Genomic DNA, 25,223 nt, shown 5'->3' with positions numbered 1-25,223 from the left:
CGGAGCGAAGCAATCCATCGGCGCGCCCTTGGATTGCTTCGCTCCGCTCGCAATGACGGGTGCATGATCAATAACGTAGTTTGGGATACCAGTCCGGCGGCCGGCCCTCCGGCGTCAGGTCGAGGATCGACCAGAGCGCGGCGATGTCGGGCGCGTCGCGGGGGTCCTGGCCCGGATCGGCCATGTCGTGCGTCATCTCACTCATCCAGAAAAGGCGGATGCCGCCGCCATCCTTTCGGAACACGACCAGCGCGGGATATTCGCCGTCGGGCTGGAGCAGGTCGAGGTCCCGCGCATAATCGTCCCCGATCGTCTGGACGAAGTCGGTGTTGCGCCAGCCCCGCTCCTGCGCGAAGGCGAATTGCCGTTCGACCGGGCTGCGGCCCAATATCTTGTAGGCGACGCGCTGCTTGATGTCGGCGGCGTTGCCGTCGACCGAGCCGATCCAGTTGGTGCACATCGGGCAGGGACGCTCGCGTTCGGGGCCGTACATCCAGAAATAGGCGACGAGCGTGTCCTTGTCGCCGAACAGGTCGGACAGGCCGACCTCGAACCCCTGTTCGTCCTTGAAGCGATAATGTTTTCCGATCAAAGGGCCGGGCGGCAATGCCTGACGCTGCTCGACGAGGCGCGTCATGTGGCGGCGAAATTCGATCTCCTCCGCCAACAGCGCCTGCCGCGCCTTGGCATAGGCGTCGCTTTCGCCGGGGAAGACCGGCTTGCGGCCGGCCGCCAATGTCTCTGCGGGTTTCAGTTGCTGGTCCATCCTGTCTCTCCTTGCGCACGCAACGCGAGGAGAGGCGGAAGGTTCAATGGTCGCTGGCGGCGAACGCGCCGATGCCGGTTTCGGCCCGCACCCGCTGCGCCGGATAGCCCGCCTTGTCGACCGCAGCGCGCGGCGATCCGTCGAACAGGGAGATCAGCCAGATGGCGATGAACCCCGCCGGGACCGAGAAGATCGCGGCCGAACTATATGGGAAAGGCGCGGGACCAAGGCCGAAGGTGGTGGTCCACACCGCCGGCGACAACAGGGTCAGGACGAAGGCGGTCAGCAGCCCGATCGTCCCGCCCCAGGCCGCGCCGCGCGTGGTGCAGCCGCTCCAGAGCAGCGACAGGATCAGCACCGGGAAATTGCCCGACGCCGCCAGCGCGAAGGCGAGGCTGACCATGAAGGCGACATTCTGCTTTTCGAACAGCAGCCCCAGCAGCACCGCCAGCGCGCCGAGCGCCAAAGTCGTCAGCCGCGACACGCGCAGTTCGTCCGCCGAACTGGCTCGGCCATGCCGGAACACGGTGGCATAGAGGTCATGGCTGACCGCAGAGGCGGCCGAAAGCGTCAGTCCCGCGACGACCGCGAGGATGGTCGCGAAGGCCACGGCCGAGATGAAGCCCAGAAACGCATTGCCGCCGATCGCGTGGGCGAGGTGGATCGCCGCCATATTGCCGCCGCCGCGCAGCGCGCCCTCCCCGTCCAGATAGCCGGCGTCCGTCCCCACCAGCACGATCGCACCGAAGCCGATGATGAAGGTCAATATATAGAAATAGCCGATCCAGCCGGTCGCCCACAGGACGGACTTGCGCGCTTCCTTCGCGTCCGGGACGGTGAAGAAGCGCATCAGGATATGCGGCAGGCCCGCCGTGCCGAGCATCAGCGCCAGGCCGAAGGAGATGGCGGACACCGGGTCCTTGATGAAATTGCCCGGCGCCATGATGGAGCGGCCGCGCGTGGCGGCTTCGGCGGCGCTGGCGCCGTCGGCCAGCGCCGCCTGCGTCTTCACCTCCACGGCGCGGGCGAACAGGGTTTCGAGGCTGAAGCCCGTCTGCGCCAGCACCATCAGCGCCATGAAGCTGGCCCCGCCCAGCAGCAGCACCGCCTTGATGATCTGGACCCAGGTCGTGGCGCGCATCCCGCCGAACAGGACATAGAGCATCATCAGCGCGCCGACGATCACCACCGCCAGCGCATAGGGCAGGCCGAACAGCAATTTGATGAGCTGCCCCGCCCCCACCATCTGCGCGATCAGATAGAAGCTGACCACCAATAGCGTGCTGACCGCCGCGAAGCTGCGCACCGGCGGCTGGGCGAAGCGGTAGGAAGCGACATCGGCAAAGGTGAAGCGGCCGAGATTGCGCAGCCGCTCCGCCATCAGGAAGAGCAGGATCGGCCAGCCCACCAGAAAGCCGGTGGAGTAGATGAGGCCGTCATAGCCGTCATTGAAGATCTGCGCCGAAATGCCGAGGAAGGAGGCGGCGGACATATAGTCGCCCGCCATGGCGAGGCCGTTCTGGAAGCCGGTGATGCCGCCGCCCGCCGTGTAGAAATCCGACGCGGTGCGGGTCCGCGCCGCCGCCGCCTTGGTGATCCAGAGCGTCAGCCCGACAAAGGCGACGAACATGGCGATCGCCACCCAGTTGACGGGCTGGCGCTGCGCTTCCCCCTCCAGCGCGGCGGCGAAGGCGGGGGTTGGAATCAGGGCGAGCGCGACCAGCCACGCCCTCATGCCCCATGGTCCTTCAGGATTTGCGCCATCTGCGCATCATGATGGCGATTGGCGTGGGCGACATAGAGGCCGGTCAGCGCGATCGCGAGCAGGATGAGGCCAAGGCCGATGGGGATGCCGATTGACGTCACGCCCGCCCCGATCGGGGCGCCCAGCAATGCCTTGTCGAAGGCGATCAGCAGCAGATAGCCGACGAAGGCGAAGAAGATGATGGCGGAGAGCCACCAGCCCAGCCGCGCCCGCCGCGCCGCCAGCGCGACATAGCGCGGATCGGCCGCCACCGCCGCGATCAGGACATCCTCATTCCGCTGCGTCATCCGGCCTCCCCTCCCGTCATACCACCATGCTAACCGACGGCCGAGCGATTGCAATGGCATGGGCGGAGGCTTTATAGCAGGCGCGCAGACTTGCAGCCCGACTGTTTTATGCACATATGACAGTCAAAGGGCCGCCACTGGCTTCTGGGAGATGACATGGCTTCGACCGCGCCGACCGCTACCGCTGACACGCTCAATCTGACGCCGCCCGACCCGGTGCCCGTGGTCACACCCGAAAAGGCGGCGGGCCTCGTCCCGATCGAGGAGGAGAAGAGGTCAAAACTGGACGAGAAGGTCGACGCCTTCATCGCCGATCTCGTCGCGCAGGACGCCAATTCGCCGGAATTCGGCGTGCGGGTCGACCAGCTGACCAATATGGGCCGCAAGGAAATTGCCGAAGCCGCCGGCCATAGCAACCGCTTCCTCGACCGGCCGGTGCGCGCGATGGATAGCGACACCAAGGTCGGTGCCGACCTCGCCGAACTGCGCCGCACGGTGGAGGATCTCGACCCCGGTAAGCGCGGCAGCCTGCTGGCGCCCAAGAAGCTGTTCGGGATCATCCCCTTCGGCAACAGGATGCGCGACTATTTCGACGGCTATAAGAGCGCGCAGGGGCACATCAATTCGATCCTGGGCAGCCTCGCCAGCGGCAAGGACGTGCTGATCAAGGACAATGCCGCGATCGACGTGGAACGCCAGAATATGTGGCAGACCATGGGTCGCCTGGAGCAGATGATCCATATCAGCAAGACGATGGACGCGCGGCTGGAATCCAAGGCGCTGGAACTGGATTCGACCGATCCGGCCAAGGCCAAGGCGATCCGCGAAAGCGCGCTTTTCTACATCCGCCAGCGCACGCAGGACCTGCTGACGCAGATGGCGGTGACGGTGCAGGGCTATCTGGCGCTCGACCTGGTCAAGAAGAATAATGTCGAGCTGGTGAAGGGCGTCGATCGCGCCAGCACGACGACCGTGGCCGCGCTGCGCACGGCGGTGACGGTCGCGCAGGCGCTGGTCGGGCAAAGGCTGGTGCTGGAGCAGATCACCGCACTCAACACCACCACCGCCAACATGATCGACCGCACCGGCGAACTGCTCAAGAGCCAGACCGCGCAGATTCATGAGCAGGCCGCGTCCAGCACCATCCCGATCGAGACGCTCCAGCGCGCCTTCCAGAATATCTACGACACGATGGACAATATCGACACGTTCAAGATGAAGGCGCTGGAGAATATGAAGACGACGGTGAACACGCTGTCGAACGAGGTGGAAAAGTCCAAAGGCTATATCGCTCGCGCTGAGGGGCAAGCGCAGGCCGCGAAGGAAGCGCGCGTGGACAATCCGCTGCTGAGCGCGATCGAGGGGTGATTTTGATGCCCTCTGTTCCCATCCGTTCGGTTCGAGCTTGTCGAGAACTGTTCTCGATACACCGTCTCGACAGGCTCGACGGCTACTCGAACCGAACGGCTTTGATGGAGGGCGGGGCATGAGCCGCTCCGACCGCGTATTGGCCGATGCCGAAGCCGTGCTGCGCCGCCATAGCGAGCGGGGGCAGAGCCTGTCCACACGCGCACGCCAGCGCCGCAATGCCGGGCTGATGCGCAAGGTCAAATATGCCTTCTGGGCGGTGCTGGCGGTGGTGCTGGGCAGCGCAGTGGCGGGATTCGTCATGCCGCTGGGCATCACCGGCGTCATGATCGCACTGGGCGTGATGATCGCGGCGGTGCTGCTGATCGCGCTCCTGCCCTTGGAAGGCCGGGTGCGGACGGAGGCGCTTGCCGCGACCGAACTCACCGCCCTGCCGCTCAAGACCGAGATATGGCTGGAAAATCAGCGCAAGGCGCTGCCCGCCCCCGCCGTCACGCTGGTCGACAGTATCGGCGTGCGGCTGGAGACGCTGGCGCCGCAGCTGGAACGGCTGGGCGAGCAGGAACCGGCCGCGCAGGAAATCCGCAAACTGTTGTCCGATCATCTGCCCGAACTCGTCACCGGCTATCAGTCGATCCCCGAGCCGTTGCGGCGCGAGGAGCGCAATGGCCGGGTTCCCGAGAAGCAACTGATCGACGGGCTGGGCGTCATCGACGCCGAAATCGCGCGCATGACCGAGACATTGGCAAGCGGCGACCTCGACAAGCTGGCGACCCAGAACCGGTTTCTGGAACTGAAATATCAGGAAGCCAAGGAACTGGGGCATTAGCGCCGGCTTGTTCCTGACATGATTCACCTGACCCTCATCATCGTCGATTTCCTGACGGGCCTGCTCGCGGCCGGCGCCTGGGCGTTGGCGTCGGCAGGGGGCGCGATCGCGGCGGTGGTGGGTGGCGGTTTCCTGGGCGTGTCGCTTTTCCGGCGCTGGCGGCGGAAGGGGTAAGGGCGGGGAACGGCCAGAAGCGGACCTTGATAGCCCCTCCCCCTGAAGGAGAGGGGAGAATGCGTCGCCTACCCACCCAGTTCGGACAAACCTAGCTGTTTAGTTCCCCTCCACGACGCGCAGGACTGTCACCTCGGTCAGTGCCCGGTCGAAATGGACGCCGAAGCGCTTGCCCAGCACCCACATCACGCGGCCGCCAACCGCCAGCGTCTCTCCCTCGATCCTCACGGCGTCCCCGGTGAAAGGGGGATGCTCGCAATGCGCAAGCGCGCCGGTCATCGACAGGTCCAGCAGATGCGCGCGCTCGGCAACGCCGCGAACCCGCAACACCACCGGTTCGAATAATTTGAGGCGCACCGCCCGACGCGCGGCGACCAGGGACTCGTTGTCAATCATTGCTGATCTCCCCGACTGCACAAGCCTAACGCAGGTGCGAAGAAGGGTGTCGCTGAATTTGATCGTTAACCCTGTTTTTCGGGACCAGTGAAGGCGCAGGGGACGATGCTGGCCGGATCGGGCCGTGCCGCGATGCGGCGGAAGCGCGCGAAATAGCCGCCGGCGGTGGGCTTGGGGATCAGCTGCTCCATGCGGAAGCCCATGGCGGCCATTTCGCAGGCCAGCAGGCGCGGCGGCGTGCCATGCTGGTCGGTCGGCCGGTCGGCGTCGACCACGATCAGCTCGCCATCCTTTCTGAGCGCGGGGCTGAGATGCCAGAGAAAGGCGTAAGGCTCTGAAATTTCATGATACATATGGACCATGAAGATACGGTCGAAGCTGTTTTCGGGCAGCCGGGGATCTTCGGGTGCGCCCAGCTTGACGCTGACATTGTCCCATTTCTCGCGCGTGATGCGGCGGGACAGCGCCTCTATCACTTCGGGCAATATGTCTTCGGCGAGGACGCGGCCCTTGGCGCCGACGCGCTGGGCTAGGCGGACGGTATAATAGCCCTCTCCCGCGCCCAGATCCGCCACCGTCATGCCGGGTCGGACCTTGGCCCGGTCCATGATGTCCTCCGCCTCGTTGACGCGGTCGCGCGCCTCTTCGCTCGACCAGCGGGTCGACACGATCGGTGCGACCGGGCGATCGGCGCGGGGGAAATCCTGCGCGGCGGCGGGACGATCGGCCTCATTGCCGCCGGTCAGCCGGTCACAGGCGGCGAGCAGGACAAGCGTGCCCGCCACAACCGCCCGAAGCATCAGTCGACATCCTCCACATCGACCTTCTCGCCCGTCACCTTCTGGCTCAAGGCGGCAGCCATGAACGGGTCGAGCGCGCCGTCGAGCACGTCGTCCGGCGAGGTGGAGGTGACGCCCGTGCGCAGATCCTTCACCAGCTGATAGGGCTGGAGCACATAGGAGCGAATCTGGTGGCCCCAGCCAATCTCCGTCTTGGCGGCATAGTCGGTCGACGCCGCTTCCTCGCGCTTGCGCAGTTCGGCCTCGTAGAGGCGCGCCTTCAGCATGTTCATGGCCGTCGCGCGGTTCTTGTGCTGCGACCGGTCATTCTGTGACGCCACGATGATGCCCGAGGGGACGTGAGTGATGCGGACCGCGGAGTCCGTGGTGTTGACGTGCTGGCCGCCCGCACCCGATGCGCGATAGGTGTCGATCTTGAGGTCGCTTTCCTTGACCTCGATATCAATATTGTCGTCGATCACCGGATAGACCCAGACCGACGAGAAGCTGGTGTGGCGGCGCGCCGCGCTGTCATAGGGGCTGATGCGGACCAGGCGATGGACGCCGCTTTCGGTCTTGGCATAGCCATAGGCATTCTCGCCCTTGAACAGGAAGGTCGCCGACTTGATGCCCGCGGTTTCGCCGGCCTGATAATCGACCAGCTCCACTTTGAAGCCCCGCCGTTCGGCCCAGCGGCGATACATGCGGCTGAGGATTTCGGCCCAGTCCTGGCTTTCGGTGCCGCCTGCGCCGGCGTGAATTTCCAGATAGGTGTCGCTGCCGTCGGCCTCGCCGGCCAGCAGCGCCTTGATCTTATCCTCGTCCGCCCGGTCGGCCAGCGCCTTCAGCGAGGCGATGCCTTCGGACACCATGTCCTCGTCGCCTTCGGCATCTGCCATCTCGATAAGTTCGGCGGTGTCGGTCTTTTCCGTTTCGATCGCGCGGGTCGCGCCGATCGCCGAATCGAGCCGGGTGCGCTCGCGCATCACCTCCTGCGCCTGGCGCTGATTCTCCCAGAGGGTCGGGTCCTCGACGCGCGCATTCAGCTCGTCCAGCCGGCGCAGCGCGCGATCCCAGTCGAGGAAACGGCGCAGCAGGTCCAGCGCGGCGTCGATACGGTCGATATATTGCTGCGCTTCGGCGCGCATGATCTCTTCTCCACTCATCCCGCCAGGCAGCGGGAACATCCCATCTAGACTTTCGCCCGGATCTTGTCGAACCGCCGTCCTTCTTGAGGAAATGGCCGTTCGTCAAGCCGCTGGCGCGCGCGAGCGTCACGACATTTGGGCGCAAATCCCGCCCGTTCTGTGTCACCGCCGCTGTCATCGTGAAATTTTCAGGACATAACAGCGTCCTAACAGACTTACGGGCCGACTCGTTCCGCAGAGAATGAGCAGCCGGACAAAGGGGGACAGGCTTCACAAAAAGGCTATCCCATGACTCATTCCTCTTCGCAGATCGCCCGCCATAGCCCGGCGGCCCTCTATCTTTTCCTTGAAGCCGTGCGCTGCTGGAGCGCGGCGCGGCGCGCGGGGCAACCCGTGCTCATCCGGCTGCACGGGCGGCTCGGCCATCATGGCTGGGCGCAGTTGCTGCCCGCGATCGACAGCCTGCTGGAGCTGACCGAAACCATGCTCGGCCGTCGGCTGAAGACCGGACGCGGGCCGGCCCTGACGGAGGATGAAAATATGCTGATCAACCTGTTGCAGGGCCGACGAATCGCGCCGGTCGCCCATGCGTGCAGCGATGCGGTCGCCTGCGCCTTTTGCGGCGCGGTGCGATCGGTGCAGATATTGATGGACATGGAACTGGGCCGGACTGGGCAGCGGCAGGCGGCCTGAGTAGATAATCCAAGCTCCGTTCGCTTCGAGCGTGTCGAGAAGCGGATAGCGCAGTGCTTCTCGTTTCTCGACTACGCTCGAAACGAACGGATGTGGTGATATTACCCCTGCGTCACGCTTTCCAGCACCGCGGCGCGCAGTTCGGCCAGCCCCATGCCCTTCTCGCTCGACGTGGCGATGATGTCGGGATGGGCGGCCGGGCGCTTGCGGATCGCGTCGGCGGTCTGCTGCGTGACGGCCGCGAGTTCGCTCGCCTTGATCTTGTCGGTCTTGGTAAGGACGATGCGATAGCTGACCGCCGCACCGTCCAGCATGTCGAGCATGTCGGTGTCGACATCCTTGATGCCATGGCGGCTGTCGATCAGCACCAGCGCGCGCTTCAAGGCCGCCCGCCCGCGCAGATAGTCGTTCACCAGGAAGCGCCACTTCTTGACCACATCCCGGGGCGCCTTGGCATAGCCATAGCCGGGCATGTCGACGAGGCGGAAGCGCAGCGGATCGCCCACGTCGAAGAAGTTGAGCTCCTGCGTGCGGCCGGGCGTGTTGGACGTGCGGGCCAGACCGTTGCGGTTGGTCAGCGCATTGAGCAGCGACGATTTGCCGACATTGGAGCGGCCCGCAAAGGCGACCTCGTTCACCGCCATGTCGGGCAGGAATTTAAGGTCCGGCGCGGACTTGAGGAAGGCGATCGGCCCGGCGAAGAGCTTGCGCGCTTCCTCGATGAGGTCGGCCTGGTCTTCGCCGTTCATAACAATACTCCGTTCACTTCAAGCCTGTCGAGAGGCGTAGCGCACCGTTCCCGACAAGCCTGTCTCGAGCGAAGTCGAGAGGCTCGAACCAAACGGGCGGGGCGCCTTGGCTTATTTCGCGGCCGTCGCGGGCGCAGGCATCGGGTGCTTGCGATAAAGCCACCATTGCTGCGCCATCGACAGGCAGTTGTTGGTGATCCAGTAGACCAGCAGGCCCGCCGCGAAGGGTGCCATGATGAACATCATCATCCACGGCATGATCGCGAACACCTGCTGCTGCATCGGGTCCATCTGGGCCGGGTTCAGCTTGAACTGCAGCCACATCGAAATGCCCAGCAACAGCGCCAACACGCCGATCGCCAGGAAGGACGGCGGGGTGAAGGGCAACAGGCCGAACAGATTCAGGATGTGCAGTGGATCGGGCGCGGACAGATCCTTGATCCACAGCACAAAGGACTGGTGGCGCATCTCGATCGTCAGCATCAGCACCTTGTAGAGGGCGAAGAAGATCGGGATCTGGATGAAGATGGGCAGGCAGCCGGCGAGCGGGTTCACCTTCTCCTGCTTGTACAGTTCCATCATCTTCACCTGAAGCTGCTGCTTGTCGTCCTTATATTTTTCCTGGAGCGCCTTCATCTTCGGCTGCACCGCGCGCATCGCCGCCATGCTGGCGAACTGGCGCTGGGCTACGGGGAACATCAGCGCGCGGACGCAGAAGGTCAGGCAAATGATCGCCACACCGAAATTGCTTGTGACGGTGAACAGCCAGTGGAGCAGCGCAAAGATCGGCTGTTCGAACCAGTAGAACCAGCCCCAGTCGATTGCGCGGTCGAACAGAGGAATACCCGCACGTTCATAAGCCTGGAGCGTCTTCACTTCCTTTGCCCCAACGAACAGGCGGCTGTTCTGCGTGACCGCCTTGCCGGGCTGAAGAAGCGTTTGAGCGACCGAGATATCGGCCTGATACTGTTTGTTGGCTCCTTGGAACTGGCCCGAGATCACAGCCTTCTGATCAGGAACCAGAGCGGAAAGCCAGTATTTGTCGGTAAAGCCGACCCAACCGCCGGTCGAATTATACGGATTAGCGCCGGCTACGGCCTTGGTGCCGAACAGCCTAGCGAAAAAGCCCGGCTCCTGGCCGTCCAGATTGTCGAAATTGATGTCGTAGTTGGCCGCATGGTTGAAAACCCCGATCGGACCTGTGTGAATGGTCCAGGTCGAGATATCCTTCGAATGGCCCTTGCGGCTGATATAGGCATAAGGCTTCACGCCCACCGCGCCCGCGGCGGTGTTCGACACCTTCTGCGCGGCGGTGATCATATAGTTTTCGTCGACCGACAGGCGGATCTCGAAAATCTGGCCCGCGCCATTGTTCCAGTTCAGCGTGACCGGGCTGGTCGGGGTCAGCTCCCTGCCCTGCGCGGTCCAGACCGTGTCCTTGGTCGGCGTCTTGAGGCCCTCACCCTGCCAGCCGAAGCCGGCGAAATAGGCATCCTGCGTGCCGCTGGGGCTGTAGAGGCGGACGTCGGGCGAATCCTTGGCGATGGTTTCCTTGTAGGTCGGCAGCACGATGTCGTCGATGCGCGCGCCCTTCAGGTTGATCGATCCGACCAGCTTGGGCGTGCGTATCGGAACGCGCGGGCTGTCCTTCAGCACCAATGCGCGATCGCGAATCACGGCAGGGCCATCGGCCGTGTCGGTGCCGGGCGCGGCGACGGGCGTGGTCCTGCCGCCCTCGATCTTCGTCGCCGGCGGATTGGCGGCCGGGAAGAAATAATGCGAGACATAGGGCCAGCCGAACAGGATGGCCGCGGTCAGCAGCACCGCCAGGATGATATTCTTCTTGTCGTCCACGCTATTTGCGCTCCGCGGTCGTTGCATTCAGTGTTTAAGGAACAGGATCGTAGCCCGAGCCGCCCCATGGGTGGCAACGCATTAGCCGCTTGAACCCCAGCCAGCTACCCTTGATCGCGCCATATTTGCGCACGGCCTGAATCCCATATTCCGAACAGGAGGGGGCGTAGCGGCAGGTAGGGGGCAGGATGCGCGAGGGACCAAGCTGCCAGAAGCGCGCCAGGAGGATGAGCAGCCGGGCGATCACCGCCCCGCCTTTCGCGGCGTGTGCGGCTTTTTCCCCCGCGACGGATCGCGCGGCGGGTCGATCGGCCGGGTCATCACCTTGCCCAGCGCCTTGGTCAGTTCCGCGTGGAGCAGCGCGAAATCGCGCTCGATCCCGCCTTCGCGGCCGATCAGCACATGGTCGGCCCCGGCGACACCATGGACCGGGAGCAGTTCGCGCGCCAGAACGCGAAAGCGGCGCTTCATCCGGTTGCGGATGACGGCGCCGCCGACTTTTTTCGTGACCGTGATGCCGTAACGCATCGCCAGATCGCCGTCGCCGCGCTCGCGCACCAGCAGGACAAAGCCCGGCATGGGGGCGCGGCGTCCGCGATTGGCCGCCAGAAAATCCGCGCGCCGGACCATCATGGCCGGCGCGGCGACATTTTCAGGCGTTGGGATCAGGCGCTCAGGCTCTTGCGGCCGCGCGAACGGCGCGCGCGAATCACATTGCGGCCGCCGGGGGTCGCCATGCGGGCGCGGAAACCGTGACGGCGCTTCCGAACCAGATTGCTCGGCTGATAGGTGCGCTTCATCGTTCATTCCTCAACACAAATAGAGAATCGGGCGTGACAAAAAAGGGCCGCTTATGCAGCGGCCGCAAGTCAGGGGGCGTCCGATAGGGAAAAGGGGCCGGGAAGTCAATGGCGGAAGCACCTCTCTCCTCCCGTTCAGAGGGCGGTTATTTCCCCCGCGCCGCCGCGACGCCTTCCTTGAGCGCGTCATAGCCCACCGCGCCGCTCAGCACCTGGCCGCCGATGACGAAGGTCGGCGTGCCGGTCGCCTGCAATTTTTGGGCGAGGGCGATGTTGGACTGGATTTCCGAATCATATTTGCCCGACGCGATCGCCGATTCGGCTTCCGTCTTCGTGATTCCCGCCTTGGCCGCCGCGGCGAAGATCGTGTCGCGCGTCACCTTGCCCGCGCCATAGAGCGCCTTGTGATAGGGCATATATTGACCGCGCTCCGCCGCGAGCAGCGACACCTTGGCCGCGTCGCTGCTTTCTTCCGACAGGATCGGCAGTTCGCGATAGACGACCTTCACCTTCGCGTCGGCGCCGACCAGCTTGGCGAGGTCGGGCAGCGAGGCGCGACAATAGCCGCAGGCATAATCGAAAAATTCGACCACGGTGACGTCCGCATTGGACGCCCCTTCCCACGCCCCGGCATAGGGGGTTTCGAGCGCGCTGCGGCTGGCGTCGATGGTGCTCGACATGCGCTTGGCCTGAAGCTTCTCCACCGCCTGGGGGATGATTTCGGGATGTTCGAGAATATAGTCATGCACGATCTTCTCGATCGCCGCCTTGTCGGTGGCGCTGACGGAAGCGGGCGCCTGCACGGCGAGGGCGGCGCCGGCGGCGGCCGCGAGGAAGGCGAAACCGCCAAGGGTCATCTGCATGGTCCTGTTGGATAAAGCGGCGCGAAAGCTCGGCCGGGTCTGGTCTGTCATACTATCTTTTCTTTCGCTGCTGCTCGATCGCCGCGCGCGAGACCATCGCGATATCCTGTGCCCGCAGATAGTCAACCGTGCCGGGCTTCAATCCCTGCATCGCCGCGTCGGCGCTGCGCAGCGCCATCGGATATTGCGCCATCATCTCGTAGCGTTCGGCGGTGGCCAGCGCCGCGCGCGGAATGTCGCCGCGCCGCTCATAAACGACGCCCAGCTGATACCAGGCGAAGGGATTTTCCCGATCCCTCTGCACGGCGAGGCGCAGCACCTGCTCGGCTTCGGCGAAATTGGCCTCATCCTCGGTCGCGATCAGGGCATGGGAGAGGAGCACGGAAATGAGTGGCTGGTTGGTCAGCTTCACCGCCTCGCGCAGCGGGGCGATGGCGTCGGCCGGCTTGCCGCTTTCGAGCAGTATCTGCCCCTTCAATTCCAGAAAATAGGGGTCGTGCGGCACGGCGGCGAGCAGCGCGTTCGCTTCATCCAGCGCCTTCTCTGGATAGGCGCTCTTGTGCCAGGCATAGGCGCGGGCATAATGGGCCGGAACCGATTGGTCGCTTTCGGGATATTTCTGCAACGTCTGGGTGGGTTCGGACACGAAGCCGATCAGCTTCGCCTTGATCCGCTCGAACCGGGCCTCCAGCTTCGGATCGACCGGCTTGTCCCAGGCCGGATCGACCTCATAGACCTCCCGCAGCACATTGATGCGCTCGCCCGATAGCGGGTGGGTGCGGCCATAGCTATTGTCCTGCGGGATGGCGAGGCGATATTCCTGATTCTGGAGCTTCTTGAAAAATTCGAGGCTACCCCGCCCGCTTATGCCCGCTGTATGGAGATAACGCGCGCCGGCCAGGTCGGCCGAACTTTCCTGCGCGCGGGAAAAGGCGAGGAACTTGGTCATCGCCGCTTGCTGGCCAAGGCCCAATATGCCCATGCCCGCTTCCGCGCCGCCCGCCGCGATCGCGGCCGCGCCCAGCACCAGGCTGAGCAGGGTCACGCCGGTCGCTTCCTTGATCCCCTCACCCGAACGGATGATGTGGCCGCCCTCGATATGGCCCAGCTCGTGCGCGACCACGCCCTGCAGCTGGTTCACATTGTCGGCCTGGGCGATCAGGCCGCTATGCACCCAGACATATTGGCCGCCCGCGACGAAGGCGTTGATCTCCGGGTCGTTGATCACCATGACCTGGACGTTCTTCGGCTCCATGCCGGCGGCCTTGACCAGTGGCCCGGACATGTCGGCCATGAAGGCCTCCGTCTCCGCATCGCGCAATATCTGCTGGGCGAGCGCCGGGCGGGCCATGAGCGCGAGCGACGCCAGCGCCAGGGCGATGAACTGGAACAGTCTGGTAATCTGCTGACGGGTCATCGGGCGGAGCCGATGCCATGACCGCCCTGAACCTGCCGTGAAGAGGTGGTTCGGGCGCGGCCAAAGGAAAAGCGCCGCTGCGCGCCGGTCGAAACCGGAAGGGCAGCGGCGCTTCTTCATCCCATGCGTCCGGGCGTTACTGGCCGAAGGTGCGCTGCCACCAGCCACGGCGCGGCGTGCCATCGTCTTCGGTAGCAGCGCCGTCCTCGGCGGGAACCGCTTCGGCAGGCTCGGCGACGGGCGCCTCGACCACCGGCGCGGCGGCGGCCTCAGCCTGCGCAGCCTCCGCCGCCACCTCGGGCGTCGGCTCGACCGCCGCTTCGCTCGGGGCGGGTTTCTTCTTGCGCGGCGCACGCTTGGGCTTCGCCGGCGCGGCTTCCACCGCCGCGTCCTCCACGACGGGCGCCGCTTCGGCTGCGGCGGCAGGTTCGACCACCCCTTCGGCTTCGCTCACGACAGGCTTCTTCTTGCGCGGGGCACGCTTGGGCTTCGCCGGCGCTTCGGGCGCAGCCTCTTCCGTGACGGCGGCAACGACCTCGGCAGGCGCTTCCACCGGCGCGGCGGCCTTGGTCGCGGCTTCCGGCTCTGCCCCCTCGACGTCGCTCGGGGCAGGCTTCTTGCGCGCGCGCGGGCGGCGGCGGGTCTTGGGCGCCGGCTCCTCGCCCGCTTCCACGGTCGCGTCGACGGCGGGCGCATCTTCCGCCACCGGTTCGGCGACGGCTTCCACCGGCTCAACCGCTTCAGCCTCCTCGGTCACAACTGCTTCCCCGCCTTCGCGACGACGGCGGCCGCCACGACGACCCCGGCGACCGCGACGGCGCGCGCCGCCTTCTTCGGCATCGGCATCACCGGCTTCGGCGACGACCGCTTCGCCCTCTCCAGGCTCGTCCGATTCGACCGTTTCACCTTCGGCATCCTCGCCGGCTTCATCGCCGTCTTCGGCATCAGTCGAGCCTTCGGTGCGATTCTCGTCACGCTGGCCACCGCGACGGCGACGGCGACGGCGACGACGGCGGCCACCGTCGCGATCCTCGCCACGGTCGCCACGCTCCTCGCGCTCGGATGCTGCTTCGGCTTCCTCGATCTCTTCCTCGTCTTCCTCCTCTTCGGGAAGATCGGCGTCATCCTCTTCCTCGGCGAGCGGGGCATAGGTCACGACGCGTTCGGGCCGGGGGCCGCTGGCCTCCACCGACATGCGCGCGCCCTCAATCTCGCCATCGGGCAGGATGACGATGGTCACGCCATAGCGCTGCTCGATCTCGTCCAGCTCGCGGCGCTTGTTGTTGAGGACGTAGAAGGCCGCTTCCTGGCTCGCCCGCAGCGTGATGATGCTGCCACGACCGCGCGCCGCCTCCTCTTCCAGCATACGCAGCGCGCCAAGGCCCGCCGACGAAGCGGTGCGGACCAGGCCGGTTCCTTCGCAATGCGGGCACTGGCGGGTCGATGCCTCCAGCACGCCGGTGCGCAGGCGCTGGCGGCTCATTTCCATCAGGCCGAAGCCCGAGATGCGGCCGACCTGGATGCGGGCGCGATCGTCCTTCAGCGCCTCCTTCATCGCCTTCTCGACCTTACGGATGTTGGAGTTCATCTCCATGTCGATGAAGTCGATGACGACCAGGCCCGCCATGTCGCGCAGGCGCAACTGGCGCGCGATTTCGCGGGCGGCCTCCAGATTGGTGGCGACGGCGGTCTGCTCGATGCCATGTTCGCGGGTCGACCGGCCCGAGTTGATGTCGATCGACACCAGCGCCTCGGTCGGGTTGATGACCAGATAGCCGCCGGACTTCAATTGCACGACGGGGTTGTACATCGCTGCCAGCTGATCCTCGACGCTGGCGCGCTGGAACAGCGACACCGCGTCGGCATATTGCTTCACGCGCCGGGCATGGCTCGGCATCAACAGCTTCATGAAGTCCTTGGCGGCCTTATAGCCTTCCTCGCCCTCGACGATGACCTCTTCGATATCCTTGTTGTAGATATCGCGGATCGCGCGCTTGATGAGGTCGCTGTCATTGTGAATCAGCGCGGGCGCATCGGATTTCAGTGTCTTTTCGCGGATCTCGTCCCACAGCCGGGCGAGATAATCGAAGTCACGCTTGATTTCCGGCTTGGTGCGCTGAAGCCCGGCCGTGCGGACGATGCAGCCCATGGTCGAGGGCAGGTTCATCTCCGCGATGATCGTCTTCAGCCGCTTGCGGTCGGCTGCGTTGGAAATCTTGCGCGAAATGCCGCCGCCGTGTGACGTGTTCGGCATCAGCACGCAGTAACGGCCGGCGAGCGACAAATAGGTGGTCAGCGCCGCGCCCTTGTTGCCACGCTCCTCCTTGACGACCTGCACCAGCAACACCTGGCGGCGCTTGATGACGTCCTGGATCTTGTAGCGGCGGCGAAGCGCCATGCGCTTGCGACGCAGCTCTTCGGCGGCATCGTCACCATTTTTGCCCGCCTTTCGGCGGCCGTTCTTCGCGGCTTCGGGGGCTTCGCCCTCCGCGCCTTCCTCATCGTCATGATGATGGGTGGCCTCGACGACTTCCACGCCGTCCTCGCCATGAGGCCCTTCATCCTCGTCATCGTCATAATCGGCGCGCAGCGCGGCTTCTTCCTCGGCGTGGGCGCGTTCCTCGCGCAGCAGCGCCTCGCGGTCCTCGCGCGGGATCTGATAATAATCCGGGTGGATTTCGCTGAAGGCCAGGAAGCCGTGGCGGTTGCCGCCATAATCGACGAACGCCGCCTGGAGCGAAGGCTCCACGCGGGTCACTTTGGCCAGATAGATATTGCCCTTGAGCTGCTTGTGCTCGGCCGATTCGAAATCGAATTCCTCGATCCGGTTACCTTTGACGACCGCGACCCGGGTCTCTTCCCGGTGGCGCGCATCGATCAGCATACGCATTGTCATTTATAAGTCTCCGGCGTGGACGGGCCGCGACGCTGGGCCGCGACGCCACGCGATAGTGAAGGGACGGCCGGGCGCGCTCCGATCTGGGCGCGGATGTCGGCAACGTCCGGGTTTCAAGGAAAAACTGCGTGTCTGCTGCGTCGGCAGGGCCGGACAAGGCGCCGGGCCGGTCCATCCACACCGTTGCGCCCGTAACCGGGGCAAGCGTGGAAGGAAATTCATGCCTCATGCAGCGTCAACCTGTTTACGTCATCGACAGGGGTGCGATCCCGCGCCCGCCGATGCTTATCTCATTGCCCCGAAAGGCCCGCCCCATATGGGCGGTCTTTCAGTTATGTGAATGGGTAGCAGCCAAAAACCCCTGGAGCAACGGCTGGCTGAAATATTATGACAACATCGCCCGCCTCACCGGCAAGGCGATGCCAAATTATACTGAAAATCACGTTAACTGTCTCATTTTACCTAGGCAAAAGATGCCGATGCTTAATCCGATATTCAGCGTGGGGACGCTCAAGACGGATCGGCGTCATGAAATTTGGCTGGACGGCCAACATGCGTGCGTTGCAGAAACGGCGCATGTTGCAAAGCCTTGCCCTGGCAAGCACGATGATTGTCGCCGCGCCCGGCAGCGCCGGCGGCATTTCCGGCGTCGATGTGCAGGGCGACCGGGTGGTCGTGCGCTTCGACGAGCGGGTCGACGGCGCATCGGCCTTCCTGCTCGACGCGCCGCGCCGGATCGCGCTCGACATCGACGGCGCGCAGATGGGGCGGTTCCGCTTCTCGCCGGGCAATGGCGCCATCGCGTCCGTCCGTCAGGGCCAGTTGAACGACGGCACCGCGCGTGTCGTGCTGGACCTTTCCTCCCCCGCCACGCTCGGCGATCCGCAGATCGCGGCCGACGGCAAGTCGCTCAGCTTCTCGCTCCAGACCATTACCGACAATCGCTTCCGCAGCGAAATCGGCAAGGGTCGCACCCGCTTCGACGCGCCCGCCGACATGGCCGCGCGCCCGCAAAAGCGCCTTCATTCGATCAGCGTGCCGATCCCGGCCGCCGCGCGCGGCGTCGCGCTGCCCCGGGTGCAGGGCGCCAATGACGGCACGCGCCCGCTGGTGGTGATCGACGCCGGCCATGGCGGACATGATCCGGGTGCGATCAACAAGGAGAATGGCAAGCGCGAGAAGGATGTGACGCTGGCCATCGCCCAGGCGATCCGCGACCAGTTGCTCCGGTCGGGCCGGGTGCGCGTAGCGCTGACCCGCGACGATGATCGCTTCCTGGTCTTGCAGGAACGCTATGGCATCGCGCGCAAGTTGGGGGCGGATCTGTTCATTTCCGTCCATGCCGACGCGGCGGAAAATGCGGAAGCGCATGGCGCGACCGTCTACACCTTGTCGGAAACCGCCTCCGACCGCGAGGCGGCGAGGCTGGCCGCGCGGGAAAACAAGGCCGACATCATCAACGGCGTCAATCTGGGCGGCCAGTCGGGCGACGTCTCGTCGATCCTGATCGACCTGACCCAGCGCGAATCGCTCAACATCTCGGCCAGCTTCGCCCGGCTGTTGCAGCGCGAGGCGGCGCCCTATGTGCCGTTCCGCAGCGCCTATCACCGTTTCGCGTCGCTGATGGTGCTGAAGGCCCCGGACACGCCGTCGGTGCTGTTCGAGACGGGCTATATCAGCAATGCCGAAGATGCGGCCTTCCTCTCCTCGCGCGAGGGCCAGGGCAAGATCGCCCGCGGCGTCGCCCGCGCGATCGAGGTGCATTTCGCCCGCAAGCTGGCAATGCGAAGTGGCGCGACGGGGGGATAATCCCCCCGTTTGAGTGTCCGCGCTCTGCACTGACAGACTGATAAGCCGGATCGCGTCATCCCCACTGGCCTTGCGCGCATTTTGACCCTAGAGCCTCTTTCCCATGGAAGAGGCCCGTTCCGAAACCGCCCCGACGTCCTTCGCCTATCGCCTGCGCCGCGACGCCGGCGGCTTCATGGACCGGCTCCGCCCGCTCTGGGGCCGCCGCCTGTTCCGCTGGGCCGCGATCCTGCTGGGCGGCGTCCTGCTCGCCTGCTTCCTGTTCTGGCTGATCTTCGCGCGCGGCCTGCCCGATGCGGCGACGCTGCTGGAATATGAACCGCCGCTGCCCACCATGGTGCGCGACATCAACGGCCAGCCGGTCCACAGCTATGCCCGCGAACGGCGCGTCCAGCTGCAATATAGCGATTATCCGCCGCTCCTGATCCGCGCCTATCTGGCGGCGGAGGACAAGACCTTCTTCGAACATCATGGCGTCGATTTTCCCGGCTTTGCCGGCGCGGTGTTCGACTATGCCAGCAAGCTGGGATCGGGCCAGCGCGCCCGCGGCGGCTCCACCATCACCCAGCAGGTGGCCAAGAATCTGCTGATCGGCGACGAATATTCGCCGACGCGCAAGGTGAAGGAGATGATCCTCGCCTGGCGCATGGAAAATGTCCTGTCCAAGCAGCAGATCCTCGAACTCTACCTCAACCAGATCTTCCTCGGCCGCAACGCCTATGGCGTGCAGGCGGCGGCGCGTGCCTATTTCGACAAGGATGTCGCCGACCTGGCACTGCCGGAAATGGCCTATCTCGCCATCCTGCCCAAGGGGCCGGCCAATTATCGCCCCGAAAGCGAGACCGGCCATGCCCGCGCGCTCGAACGGCGCAACTGGGCTCTGGGTGAAATGGAGCGCAATGGCTGGATCACGGCCGCGCAGCGCGACCAGGCGATCGCCCAGCCGCTGGGCACCGTCGCGGCGCATGGCTCCAGCTTCGACGCGCGCGCGGGCGGTTATTATATGGAAGAGGTGCGACGCCGCCTGATCCAGCTGTTCGGCGAAAAGGCGGAGGATGGCCCCAACAGCGTCTATGCCGGCGGCCTGTGGGTGCGCAGCCCCTATGACCCGGTGGTGCAGGACAATGTCGCGACCGCGTTGCGTAACGGGCTGCTCCGCTTCGACGCGGGACGGGGCTGGTCCGGCCCCGTCGGGCATGTGAATGTCGACAATGGCTGGGAACGCGAACTGGCGGCCAGCTATATCGATGTGGACTATGCACAATGGCGCGTCGCCGTGATCATCAGCCGCTCCGCATCCGACGCGCAGATCGGCTTTGCCGACGGGTCGACCGGCACCTTGCCGGCGGGGTCGGCCCAACTGCCCTATCGCAAGACCGGCGGCCCTGCTTTCTCGGCGATGAAGCCCGGCGACCTGATCGTCGTCGCGCGCAACGGATCGAGCTGGGCGCTGCGCAACATTCCCGAAGTGTCGGGCGGCATGGTCGCGCAGGAAGTCCATTCCGGCCGCATCCGCGCGATGCAGGGAGGCTTCGATTCGCGCCTCTCCTCCTACAATCGCGCGACCCAGGCGCTGCGCCAGCCCGGATCGACCATCAAGCCCTTCGTCTACGCCGCCGCGCTGGACAATGGCATGACCCCGGCGTCGATCATCGTCGATGGCCCGCTATGCGTCTATCAGGGTGCGGGCCTCGGCCAGAAATGCTTCCGCAACTTCTCCGGCGGCAGCGCCGGGCCGCAGACGATGCGCTGGGGCGTGGAGCAGTCGCGCAACCTGATGACCGTGCGCGCCGCCAGCCAGACCGGCATGGACCGCGTCGTGCGCACCATCAAGGCGATGGGGATCGGCGACTATCAGCCCTATCTTTCCTTCGCGCTGGGCGCGGGCGAAACGACGGTGGAGCGGATGGTGAACGCCTATGCGACGCTGGCCAACCAGGGCCGCCAGTTCCCGTCCAAGGTGATGGACTATGTGCAGGACCGGCGGGGCAAGGTGATCTGGCCGCAGCGCTGGCGCCCGTGCGACGGCTGCAACATGGCCAACTGGGACGGCAAGCCGATGCCCCGCTTCGGCATGGAGGGCCGCCAGGTGATGAACCCGATGACCGCCTATCAGGTCGTCCATATCACCGAGGGCGTGATCCAGCGTGGCACCGCGACGGTGTTGGCGGACCTCAAGCGCCCGCTGTTCGGCAAGACCGGCACCACCAATGGCCCGACCAACGTCTGGTTCGTCGGCGGATCGCCCGATCTCGTCGCGGGCGTCTATATCGGCTACGACCAGCCGCGCAGCCTGGGCGGCTGGGCGCAGGGCGGCCGCATCGCCGCGCCGATCTGGAAGGCGGCGATGGCCCCGATCCTGGAAACCATGCCCAAGACGCCCTTCGTCGCGCCGGCTGGCGTGCGCATGGTCACGGTCGATCGCCGGTCCGGCAAACGCGTCTATGGCGTCTGGCCGACCAACGATCCCAAGCCCGCGGTCATCTGGGAAGCCTTCAAGCCCGAGACCGAACCACGCCGCTCGATCCGCAAGGAAGAGGCCGAGGAACAGGCCAAGGTCGCGGCCGCCCGCGCCGCCTCCGCCGTCTCGCGCGGTCGCCAGCGCACCGACGCAGACTTTCTGGAGGGCCAGGGCGGCATTTACTGATCGGGGGTTGAGGCGGTGGCCGCAGGCACGTCATTGGCCAGCGGCATGGCGCGCGCCCGTCGCGTCTCCATCGCAATTTGTGCGAAACGCGCCAAGATCGTCTCAGGACGGTGTGAACTTCGCCACCCCTTGGCATCTACCCCCCATCCCTATAGCCCAAACGCCCATGCCCGAAGCGCCCACCCTGCCCGCTCCCCGCCGCACCGCCGCGATCGCCTTCATCCTGGTGACGGCGCTGCTCGACGTCATGTCGATGGGCATCATCATCCCCGTCCTGCCGCAGCTCATAGAGACGCTGTCCGGCTCCAATGCGGCCGCGGGCATGTGGAACGGGCTGTTCGTCGCGCTCTGGGCGGCCATGCAGTTCCTCTGCTCGCCGGTGATCGGCTCGCTCTCCGACCGTTTCGGGCGGCGGCCGGTGATCCTGATTTCCGTTGCGGGGCTGGCGCTGGATTTCGTGCTGATGGCGCTGGCGCCCAATCTCTGGTGGCTGGCACTGGGCCGCATCCTGGCGGGCGTCACCTCCTCCAGCTTCACCTCGACCTTCGCCTATATGGCCGACATCACCCCGCCGGAGGACCGCGCCAGGGGCTATGGCCTGATCGGCGCGGCCTTCAGCGCCGGCTTCGTCGCGGGGCCGCTGATCGGCGGGGTGCTGGGTGAGATTTCGCACCGCGCGCCCTTCTGGGCCGCCGCCGGCCTTTCCGGCCTCGCCTTCCTCTATGGCCTGTTCGTGCTGCCCGAATCGCTGGCGCCCGAAAAACGCATGGCCTTCAGCTGGCGCCGGGCGAACCCGTTCGGCGCGCTTCGGCTGCTGCGCTCGCATCCCGAACTTTCCAGCCTCACGATAGTGAATTTCCTCCTCTATTTCGCCCATCATCTCTTCTCGGCCGTCTTCGTCCTCTACGCCGGCGACCGCTATGGCTGGGGGGCGTGGCAGGTCGGCACCTTGCTGGCGCTCGTCGGCCTCATGGACATGGGGGTGCAGGGCCTGCTGGTCGGGCCGGTGGTCAAGCGGCTGGGGGACCGGGCCACCATGGTCGTCGGCCTCGGCTTCGGCGCGGTCGGGATCGCGGCGATGGGACTCGCGCCCACGGACATGCTGTTCATCGCCGCCATGTTCCCCAACGCTCTCTGGGGCCTCGCCATGCCGACCATCCAGTCGCTGATGACGCAGCATGTCTCCGAATCCGAACAAGGCCAGCTCCAGGGCGCGAACAACAGCGTCGGCGCGATCGCGGGGATCGTCTCACCGCTTTTCTTCGGGGCCATCTATTCGCTGTCGGTCGGCGTCAGGCCGACCCTGCCCTTCATCGGCAGCGCCTTCCTGATCGCGGCGCTCATCCTGGCCGGCGCGGCGTCGATCGGCTGGCGGGCCGGCCGACAGTTCAAGGCATAGCTGGACTTATCGGGACCGTGCGACTAACCGGGCGCGAATCCCTTCCACCGCTCGACATAAAGGCGATTCGATGACGCTGCCCCTTCAGGATAACATCCTTATCGTGGACTTCGGCAGCCAGGTGACGCAGCTCATCGCCCGGCGCGTGCGCGAAGCCGGGGTCTATTCCGAGATCGCTCCTTTCAACACTGCCGCCGAAGCCTTTGAACGGCTGAAGCCCAAGGGCATCATCCTGTCGGGCGGCCCGTCCTCGGTGATGTGGGAGGACAGCCCGCGCGCGCCGCAGAATTTCTTCGACGCCGGCATTCCCATCCTCGGCATCTGCTACGGCCAGCAGACGATGATGCAGCAGCTGGGCGGCAATGTCGAAGGCGGCGAGAGCGGCGAATTCGGCCGCGCCTTCATCGAGGTGAAAAAAGGCTGCGCCCTGTTCGACGGCCTTTGGAGCGAAGGGGAAAAGCATCAGGTCTGGATGAGCCATGGCGACAAGGTGACGCAGCTCGCCCCCGGCTTCGAGGTCGTCGCGACCAGCGAAGGCGCGCCCTATGCGGTCACCGCGAACGAGGAAAAGCGATTCTACGCCACCCAGTTCCACCCCGAAGTCGTCCACACCCCCGACGGCGCGAAGTTGCTCGCCAATTTCGTCCGCCATGTCTGCGGCCTTGCCGGCGACTGGACCATGGCCGAATTCCGCGCCACCAAGATCGCCGAAATCCGCGAGCAGGTGGGCGAAGGCCGGGTCATCTGTGGCCTGTCGGGCGGCGTCGACAGCGCCGTGGCGGCGGTGCTGATCCACGAGGCGATCGGCGACCAGCTGACCTGCGTCTTCGTCGACCATGGCCTGATGCGCCTGGGCGAAGCCGAGCAGGTGGTCAGCCTGTTCCGCGAACATTATGGCATCAAGCTGGTCCATGTGAACGCCGAGGAACGCTTCCTGGGCGGCCTCGCCGGCCTCACCGACCCGGAAAAGAAGCGCAAGTTCATCGGCGGCGAATTCATCGCCGTGTTCGAGGAGGAAGCGGCGAAGATCGGCGGCGCCGATTTCCTGGCGCAGGGCACCCTCTATCCCGACGTCATTGAAAGCGTCAGCTTCACCGGCGGCCCTTCGGTCACGATCAAGTCGCACCACAATGTCGGCGGCCTGCCCGAGCGCATGAACATGAAGCTGGTCGAACCCTTACGCGAACTGTTCAAGGACGAGGTCCGCGTGCTCGGCAAGGAGCTGGGCCTGCCCGACATCTTCGTCGGCCGCCACCCCTTCCCCGGCCCGGGCCTTGCCATCCGCATCCCCGGCGAAGTCACCAAGGAACGCTGCGATATTCTCCGCAAGGCGGACTTCATCTATCTGGAGGAGATCCGCAATGCGGGCCTCTACGACGCGATCTGGCAGGCCTTCGCCGTGCTGCTGCCGGTCCGCACCGTGGGCGTGATGGGCGACCACCGCACCTATGACAGCGTCTGCGCCGTGCGTGCCGTCACCTCGACCGACGGCATGACCGCCGACATCTACCCCTTCGACGCCGCTTTCCTCAGCCGCGTCGCGACCCGCATCATCAACGAGGTGAAGGGTATCAACCGGGTGGTGTACGACTATACCTCAAAGCCGCCCGGCACGATCGAGTGGGAATGATTCGGAGCCCCTTAAAGGTGCTCAAATCTGCGCCAAGGCACTATCTAAGTATCTGATAAAAAATATTTTTCTTTCAGGTACATTCGACAACAATCGGTGGGAAGGCTTCGTGTCTGACGACCGGGTTGACGGTCGTGGCTGCTCTTGTGCCATTCGGAAATGCTCGATACCGTCAGGGTCAACACAGCCCTTGACGGTATTTTTTCACCTTAGAGCGGATTTCGATCAGTCTGGATCATATCCGCAAGAGCTGAAGTAATTGGCGCATTCGGCGGGTTGGAAGATGTCGACGAGCTTGCCGATGAGGCTCCACAGACCGCTAACCGTTCGCTCGCCGATTTTCCGGAGCAAGGCCTTGAGGCGGGAGAAGGCTTTCTCGATCGGATTGAAGTCCGGGCTGTAGGGCGGAAGGAAGCGCAGTGTCGCACCTGCTGCTTCGATCCGATCCCGGACAGCCGGACGCTTATGGCTCGATAGATTGTCCATTATGACGACGTCACCGGGCCGCAGTTCAGGCACGAGAACCTGGGCCACGTAGGCCTCGAACCAATCGCCGTTGATGGGGCCGTCCAGTACCATCGGTGCGACCATGCCCGTTGACCTGGCGAAATGCGCCCTGCGCCGGCGGTTCGTTAGGATGAATATGCCCGCGCATAACCTCGGAAACCCGGCCTTGATTGACGCCACATAGGGAGGCGGCCTGATGCTGGAACAGGCCACGCTCCTTCACGAGGAAACGAATGTGAGCGGCCATTTCCGCGGTTACAGAGGGGGAGTTTTTTCGATCCATACATTTGGTCCTTGTCCAAATGCGACGAAACCGAGTTGACTTTTGACGAGCAAAATATAGAATTTTGCCTGCTTTCAGCAAAAATCAGCCGCGGTTCCGTCGCGGTTCAAGGCCCTGAGGTGCGCTAACACCTTAGGGCCTTCTTCGTATGGCTTAGATTGGGT

General features: G+C 64.9%; 22 protein-coding genes and 1 pseudogene. 8 read left to right on the top strand and 15 right to left on the bottom strand.

Going from position 1 to position 25,223, the window contains the following annotated elements; translation table 11 throughout:
* Nucleotides 1-67: 67 nt before the first annotated feature.
* The 3 genes from AC58EF_RS00750 to AC58EF_RS00740 are packed head-to-tail and all read right to left on the bottom strand — an operon-like array spanning nucleotide 68 to nucleotide 2,818.
* Complete coding sequence (locus tag AC58EF_RS00750) at nucleotides 68-766, bottom strand: DUF899 family protein (protein WP_497273742.1); 699 nt, start codon at nucleotides 764-766, stop codon at nucleotides 68-70.
* Nucleotides 767-809: 43 nt separating this feature from the next.
* On the bottom strand, nucleotides 810-2,501 hold the full coding sequence (locus AC58EF_RS00745; RefSeq protein ID WP_497273741.1) for a cation acetate symporter: 1,692 nt from the start codon (nucleotides 2,499-2,501) through the stop codon (nucleotides 810-812).
* Nucleotides 2,498-2,818 carry a DUF485 domain-containing protein gene (locus tag AC58EF_RS00740; protein ID WP_497273740.1) on the bottom strand — a complete coding sequence of 107 codons (321 nt, stop codon included), beginning with the start codon at nucleotides 2,816-2,818 and terminating at the stop codon, nucleotides 2,498-2,500. Before AC58EF_RS00740 ends, AC58EF_RS00745 begins: the two co-directional genes overlap by 4 nt.
* Nucleotides 2,819-2,974: 156 nt before the next feature.
* On the opposite strand from AC58EF_RS00740, the gene AC58EF_RS00735 reads away from it, so the two are divergent.
* From AC58EF_RS00735 to AC58EF_RS00725, 3 genes are all read left to right on the top strand, one after another.
* Nucleotides 2,975-4,186, top strand: a complete 1,212-nt coding sequence (locus tag AC58EF_RS00735) for a toxic anion resistance protein (RefSeq protein ID WP_497273739.1) — start codon at nucleotides 2,975-2,977, stop codon at nucleotides 4,184-4,186.
* Nucleotides 4,187-4,304: 118 nt separating this feature from the next.
* The gene (locus AC58EF_RS00730; RefSeq protein WP_497273738.1) at nucleotides 4,305-5,015 is read left to right on the top strand and encodes a hypothetical protein; all 711 of its coding nucleotides are present in this window, start codon (nucleotides 4,305-4,307) and stop codon (nucleotides 5,013-5,015) included.
* 18 nt (nucleotides 5,016-5,033) lie between these two features.
* Nucleotides 5,034-5,189: a hypothetical protein gene (locus AC58EF_RS00725; protein WP_325421939.1), complete on the top strand. Its 156-nt coding sequence runs from the start codon at nucleotides 5,034-5,036 to the stop codon at nucleotides 5,187-5,189.
* Nucleotides 5,190-5,288: 99 nt separating this feature from the next.
* Here AC58EF_RS00725 and AC58EF_RS00720 read toward each other — a convergent pair whose 3' ends face one another.
* From AC58EF_RS00720 to prfB, 3 genes are all read right to left on the bottom strand, one after another.
* Complete coding sequence (locus AC58EF_RS00720) at nucleotides 5,289-5,585, bottom strand: PilZ domain-containing protein (RefSeq protein WP_497273737.1); 297 nt, start codon at nucleotides 5,583-5,585, stop codon at nucleotides 5,289-5,291.
* Nucleotides 5,586-5,650: 65 nt separating this feature from the next.
* Nucleotides 5,651-6,385, bottom strand: coding sequence for a class I SAM-dependent methyltransferase (locus tag AC58EF_RS00715; protein WP_497273736.1), 735 nt, complete (start codon nucleotides 6,383-6,385; stop codon nucleotides 5,651-5,653).
* On the bottom strand, nucleotides 6,385-7,512 hold the full coding sequence (gene prfB, locus AC58EF_RS00710; protein WP_497273735.1) for a peptide chain release factor 2: 1,128 nt from the start codon (nucleotides 7,510-7,512) through the stop codon (nucleotides 6,385-6,387). The genes AC58EF_RS00715 and prfB overlap by 1 nt, the downstream gene beginning before the upstream one ends.
* A gap of 288 nt (nucleotides 7,513-7,800) precedes the next feature.
* On the opposite strand from prfB, the gene AC58EF_RS00705 reads away from it, so the two are divergent.
* Nucleotides 7,801-8,205: a hypothetical protein gene (locus tag AC58EF_RS00705; protein ID WP_497273734.1), complete on the top strand. Its 405-nt coding sequence runs from the start codon at nucleotides 7,801-7,803 to the stop codon at nucleotides 8,203-8,205.
* Between the two features lie 101 nt (nucleotides 8,206-8,306).
* Here the strand turns inward: AC58EF_RS00705 and yihA are convergent, their stop codons facing one another.
* The 8 genes from yihA to AC58EF_RS00665 form a co-directional block, all read right to left on the bottom strand.
* Complete coding sequence (yihA, locus tag AC58EF_RS00700; protein WP_497273733.1) at nucleotides 8,307-8,954, bottom strand: ribosome biogenesis GTP-binding protein YihA/YsxC; 648 nt, start codon at nucleotides 8,952-8,954, stop codon at nucleotides 8,307-8,309.
* 111 nt (nucleotides 8,955-9,065) lie between these two features.
* Nucleotides 9,066-10,808: a membrane protein insertase YidC gene (gene yidC, locus AC58EF_RS00695; RefSeq protein ID WP_497273732.1), complete on the bottom strand. Its 1,743-nt coding sequence runs from the start codon at nucleotides 10,806-10,808 to the stop codon at nucleotides 9,066-9,068.
* 34 nt (nucleotides 10,809-10,842) lie between these two features.
* Nucleotides 10,843-11,055: a membrane protein insertion efficiency factor YidD gene (gene yidD / locus AC58EF_RS00690; RefSeq protein WP_497273731.1), complete on the bottom strand. Its 213-nt coding sequence runs from the start codon at nucleotides 11,053-11,055 to the stop codon at nucleotides 10,843-10,845.
* The gene (rnpA, locus tag AC58EF_RS00685) at nucleotides 11,052-11,438 is read right to left on the bottom strand and encodes a ribonuclease P protein component (RefSeq protein WP_497274162.1); all 387 of its coding nucleotides are present in this window, start codon (nucleotides 11,436-11,438) and stop codon (nucleotides 11,052-11,054) included. The genes yidD and rnpA overlap by 4 nt, the downstream gene beginning before the upstream one ends.
* Nucleotides 11,439-11,473: 35 nt before the next feature.
* Nucleotides 11,474-11,608: a 50S ribosomal protein L34 gene (gene rpmH, locus AC58EF_RS00680; protein WP_013848777.1), complete on the bottom strand. Its 135-nt coding sequence runs from the start codon at nucleotides 11,606-11,608 to the stop codon at nucleotides 11,474-11,476.
* A gap of 146 nt (nucleotides 11,609-11,754) precedes the next feature.
* Nucleotides 11,755-12,522, bottom strand: a complete 768-nt coding sequence (locus tag AC58EF_RS00675; protein ID WP_497273730.1) for a DsbA family protein — start codon at nucleotides 12,520-12,522, stop codon at nucleotides 11,755-11,757.
* Between the two features lies 1 nt (nucleotide 12,523).
* Nucleotides 12,524-13,888: a M48 family metalloprotease gene (locus AC58EF_RS00670; RefSeq protein WP_497273729.1), complete on the bottom strand. Its 1,365-nt coding sequence runs from the start codon at nucleotides 13,886-13,888 to the stop codon at nucleotides 12,524-12,526.
* A 136-nt stretch (nucleotides 13,889-14,024) separates the two neighbouring features.
* The gene (locus AC58EF_RS00665) at nucleotides 14,025-16,784 is read right to left on the bottom strand and encodes an Rne/Rng family ribonuclease (RefSeq protein ID WP_497273728.1); all 2,760 of its coding nucleotides are present in this window, start codon (nucleotides 16,782-16,784) and stop codon (nucleotides 14,025-14,027) included.
* A gap of 528 nt (nucleotides 16,785-17,312) precedes the next feature.
* Between AC58EF_RS00665 and AC58EF_RS00660 the strand changes: the two genes are divergently transcribed.
* From AC58EF_RS00660 to guaA, 4 genes are all read left to right on the top strand, one after another.
* Nucleotides 17,313-18,593 (top strand): N-acetylmuramoyl-L-alanine amidase, encoded by a 1,281-nt coding sequence (locus AC58EF_RS00660; RefSeq protein WP_497273727.1) that lies wholly within the window; start codon nucleotides 17,313-17,315, stop codon nucleotides 18,591-18,593.
* A 103-nt stretch (nucleotides 18,594-18,696) separates the two neighbouring features.
* Nucleotides 18,697-21,240 (top strand): penicillin-binding protein 1A, encoded by a 2,544-nt coding sequence (locus AC58EF_RS00655; protein WP_497273726.1) that lies wholly within the window; start codon nucleotides 18,697-18,699, stop codon nucleotides 21,238-21,240.
* Nucleotides 21,241-21,406: 166 nt separating this feature from the next.
* Complete coding sequence (locus tag AC58EF_RS00650; protein ID WP_497273725.1) at nucleotides 21,407-22,639, top strand: TCR/Tet family MFS transporter; 1,233 nt, start codon at nucleotides 21,407-21,409, stop codon at nucleotides 22,637-22,639.
* Between the two features lie 70 nt (nucleotides 22,640-22,709).
* Nucleotides 22,710-24,269 (top strand): glutamine-hydrolyzing GMP synthase, encoded by a 1,560-nt coding sequence (guaA, locus tag AC58EF_RS00645; RefSeq protein WP_497273724.1) that lies wholly within the window; start codon nucleotides 22,710-22,712, stop codon nucleotides 24,267-24,269.
* 225 nt (nucleotides 24,270-24,494) lie between these two features.
* Here the strand turns inward: guaA and AC58EF_RS00640 are convergent.
* Nucleotides 24,495-24,872 (bottom strand): annotated as a pseudogene (locus AC58EF_RS00640) (transposase); the annotation flags it as partial.
* Nucleotides 24,873-25,223: the final 351 nt, after the last annotated feature.

The organism is Sphingobium sp. WR1, from assembly GCF_059693745.1.
Note: the sequence above shows the minus strand (reverse complement) of the source record. Positions and strands in the feature narration are given on the sequence as shown.